At 72.3% G+C, this 1046-nt stretch carries 2 protein-coding genes; one reads left to right on the top strand and one right to left on the bottom strand.

Translation table 11 applies throughout. The annotated features are described in order from the left end of the window. The coding region (locus FL311_RS43330; RefSeq protein ID WP_141333536.1) for a DUF4173 domain-containing protein at positions 1–802 on the top strand (802 nt) is incomplete at its 5' end. Here the strand turns inward: FL311_RS43330 and FL311_RS43325 are convergent. Beyond that, positions 783–1046, bottom strand: a 264-nt coding sequence (locus tag FL311_RS43325; RefSeq protein WP_141333534.1) for a TonB family protein, incomplete at its 5' end; no start/stop codon positions are given. The two genes, FL311_RS43330 and FL311_RS43325, sit on opposite strands and share 20 nt — an antisense overlap.

The raw sequence follows: 1046 nt of genomic DNA, 5'->3' as shown, positions 1-1046 counted from the left end.
GGGCGAGGGGCGGGCGTGGCTGGGGCTCACCGAGGCGCTGACGCTGCTCATCGCGGTGGATGTGTTGTTCCTGGTGTTCGTGCGCTTCCAGGTGGCGTACCTCTTCGTGGGGGACGCGGTGGCGCCGGCGCCGGGGTACTCGTATGCGGAGTACGCGCGCCGGGGCTTCTTCGAGCTGCTGCTCGTGTCGATGCTGACCTTGTGCCTCATCATGGCGCTGGCGCGGTGGACGGTGCGCGGGACGGCGAAGGCGAAGGTGGCCTTCCAGGTGGCGGCGAGCGTGATGACGGTGCTGACGGTGGCCATCCTCGCCTCGGCGATGAAGCGGCTGGGGATGTACGAGGATGCGTTCGGCTACACGCGGCTGCGGGTGTTCACGCACGTGTTCATGGTGTTCCTGGGCGGGGTGCTCGCGTGGCGCGGCGTGACGCTGTGGTGGCGGCCGGAGCGCTTCGCGGTGGGGGCCTTCGCCGCCGCGCTGGGGGCGGTGGTGACGGTGAACGTCATCAACCCGGACGCGCTCATCGTGCGGCACAACCTGGCGCGGGAGCTGGCGCGCGAGTCGGTCGAGGGCGCGCCGCGCGCGGAGGGCGCGGTGGACGTGGGGTACCTGTACGAGCTCTCGCTGGACGCGGTGCCGGAGCTGGCGCGGGGGCTGTCGTCGACGCAGCAGCTGAGCGACGAGTTCAGGGCCCGGGCGTGCGCGGACGTGTCCTGGCCGGAGTGGAGCCTTTCGCGGTGGCGTGCGTGTCGCGCGCTGAGCGCGTTGGCGCCGGAGCCTGTCAGCGCAGGTGGTAGTTGAAGGGCAGCTCCACGGTGACGCGCGGGCCGAGCGCGGACGGAGGTGGGGGGAAGGGGGCTGCCTCGCGCACGGCGGCCATCGCGGCGTCGCAGAGGACGTAGTGGGGGCAGCGGCCGACGATGGCGAGGGCGAGGAGCTGGCCTCGGGAGCCGACGGTGATGCGCAGCGCGAAGCGGCCCTCGATGCCGGCCATGGCGGCCTGGTGCGGGTAGCGCACGTTCTCGAAGCGGTCGCGGAACATCAC

The organism is Myxococcus sp. AB025B (genome assembly GCF_006518215.1).
Classification (GTDB): domain Bacteria; phylum Myxococcota; class Myxococcia; order Myxococcales; family Myxococcaceae; genus Myxococcus; species Myxococcus fulvus.
The sequence above is the reverse complement of the archived record's forward strand: the minus strand, read 5'-3'. Positions and strand labels throughout refer to the sequence as shown.